Origin of the sequence: Microcoleus sp. B3-D2 (genome assembly GCF_036705345.1) — a bacterium.
GTDB lineage: Bacteria > Cyanobacteriota > Cyanobacteriia > Cyanobacteriales > Microcoleaceae > Microcoleus.
This window is the reverse complement of sequence record NZ_JAUBUG010000166.1, coordinates 1-2749: the sequence shown is the minus strand read 5'-3', so window position 1 is coordinate 2749 and position 2749 is coordinate 1. Positions and strand designations below refer to the sequence as shown.

Here is a 2749-nt window from a genome sequence, read left to right as displayed (position 1 = left end):
CGATTACACCAATGAGCCCATTGTGGTGAATTTTGCCGCTGGGGATTCTACACCCCAAACCATCACCATTCCGATCGTCAACGACACCTTGGTGGAGGGTAACGAAACTGTCAACTTAAGTTTGGGTAGCCCTACAGGTAATGCCTCGATTGGAACCCAAAGTACTGCCACTTTGAACATAGTGGACGATGACAGCACCCTGCAATTTAGTGACCCTACCTTCAGCGTCATCGAAGATGAGGGTGTGGTAGAAGTGACAGTCACTCGCACGGGCATTCCGACTGGCGCCGTCTCAGCCACGGTGAACTTGACAGATGGTACCGCTACCGCTGCCGTGGACTACGACGGTACTCCGATTGTGGTGAATTTTGCCGATGGGGATTCGGAACCCAAAACCGTCCTCATTCCGATCGGCAAGGACACGGTGGTGGAGGGTGACGAAACTGTCAACTTAAGTTTGGTTAGCCCTACAGGTAGTGCCTCGATTGGAACCCCAGATACGGCCATTTTGACCATAGTGGACGATGACAGCACCCTGCAATTTAGTGACCCTACCTTTAGCGTCATCGAAGATGAGGGTGTGGTAGAAGTGACAGTCACTCGCACGGGCATTCCGACTGGCGCCGTCTCAGCCACGGTGAACTTGACAGATGGTACCGCTACCGCTGCCGTGGACTACGACGGTACTCCGATTGTGGTGAATTTTGCCGATGGGGATTCGGAACCCAAAACCGTCCTCATTCCGATCGGCAAGGACACGGTGGTGGAGGGTGACGAAACTGTCAACTTAAGTTTGGTTAGCCCTACAGGTAGTGCCTCGATTGGAACCCCAGATATGGCCATTTTGACCATAGTGGACGATGACAGCACCCTGGAATTTAGTGACCCTACCTTTAGCGTCATCGAAGATGAGGGTGTGGTAGAAGTGACAGTCACTCGCACGGGCATTCCGACTGGCGCCGTCTCAGCCACGGTGAACTTGACAGATGGTACCGCTACCGCTGCCGTGGACTACGACGGTACTCCGATTGTGGTGAATTTTGCCGATGGGGATTCGGAACCCAAAACCGTCCTCATTCCGATCGGCAAGGACACGGTGGTGGAGGGTGACGAAACTGTCAGCTTAACTTTGGATAGTGCTACAGGCGCCACGATTGGAGAGCTAAGTACCGCCACTTTGAACATAGTGGACGATGACAGCACCCTGGAATTTAGTGCTCCTACTTTCAGCGTCAACGAAGATGGAACGACGATTGCAGCCGTAACAGTTACACGCACTGGCAGTACGACTGGTGCCGCCTCAGCCACGGTGAACTTGAGCGATGGTACTGCTGTTGCCCCTGGCGATTACACCAATGAGCCCATTGTGGTGAATTTTGCCGCTGGGGATTCTACACCCCAAACCATCACCATTCCGATCGCCAACGATACTGTGGTGGAGAATGAGGAAACAGTCAACTTAAGTTTGGCTATTGCTACAGGCGCCACGATTGGAAGGCAAAGCACCGCCATTTTGAACATCGTAGACAATGATGGTGCAGCTACTCCGCTCGATCCCTTAAGTGCAGCGAGTATTGTCAATGATCCACTTACTGACTTTCGTTCGGCTAGTGCGATCGGTGGTATCGGGCTGCTGGATTCCAGCTTGCTTGGTGGTTCAGCGCTGCCAACAGTGGATATGAGCAATTTCATCACCAACTATTTCAATGGGGTGGCGATCGCTAATCCTAGTGTGACAGTCAATGCCACCCAGAACTTGTGGGATTTATACATAAAACCGATTGTGGGCGGCCTCGACCAGAATCCCATTGCTGGGGCTGGTACTGCATCGAGATCCTTCAACCCATTGTTTTAGTCGGTCTTATAGCACCCTTTCAAGGTCGTACTCTTATAGCAATCCTTCCAGGAGTCGTAAATTTTTTACCCCACCCCAACCCTCCCCGAACCCGCTCGGGAGTAAGAAATTCACAAATGATGCGAGGATTGCTATAGATGCTACGCCCGTTATTCGAGTACGACCTTGAACCCTTGTATATTGAAAGAAGTAGATGGCGATTTGCCATTGGGTGGGGGTTTTTGAGATTGTCGGTTTTTGGCAATTATTGTGGGTAAAACCCGCCCCTAAAATTAGCGATTGGATATTATGGTTTTTTTGCGCTTACCTACTTAATCCTTAATTTGTTGATAAGCTTGCTGACACTGTTCAAAGGTTGAGGCGGAAGCTTCCGCATTCCCGAAATATAGTTGCTGATGTATTGTTATCACAGTTTCGTAAGGCACTGGCTGAGGTAATTGCTCGATTAATTGCAAATATTCGCCATCAGTGCGGCTGGGTTGGTGAACCGCGGTTCCCGCATCATTTAACCGCTGCAACAAAGCCATGTAAAGACAGCGGCAAGCTTGGCGGTATTTGCCTTGCTGCTGCAACTTTTGCGATCGCAACAACCACTCTGCTACCGACAAATCGTTAATTGTTTTTTTCGCACTTCCATCAGTTGTTTGATATTATGTCCGGTAGTACAACCATAGTAAAATAGCTAAGTATACCCTTTGTAAAAAGCATCTATCTGACCAATGCCAAAACGTATTAGCATTGAACCACATCTATCGTTACGAGAACTAGAACAGCGTTACCGTCAAGCAAAACACCCGGTTGAAAGAAGTCATTACCAAATTATACCAAATCCGGGTTAGTTACCCCCGTTATGATGGCGATTGAGGGCCAGGGGCGCCCGCTTGCCCTCTATGT

The 2749-nt window shown here is 49.9% G+C and carries 2 protein-coding genes; one reads left to right on the top strand and one right to left on the bottom strand.

Annotation, left to right across the window (positions count from 1 at the left end):
- Positions 1–1855: Calx-beta domain-containing protein (locus QUB14_RS28385; RefSeq protein WP_333221550.1), on the top strand; the 1855-nt coding region annotated here is incomplete at its 5' end.
- A gap of 311 nt (positions 1856–2166) precedes the next feature.
- Here QUB14_RS28385 and QUB14_RS28380 read toward each other — a convergent pair.
- Positions 2167–2463, bottom strand: coding sequence for a DUF4129 domain-containing protein (locus QUB14_RS28380; RefSeq protein ID WP_333221548.1), 297 nt, complete (start codon positions 2461–2463; stop codon positions 2167–2169).
- Positions 2464–2749 lie beyond the last annotated feature (286 nt).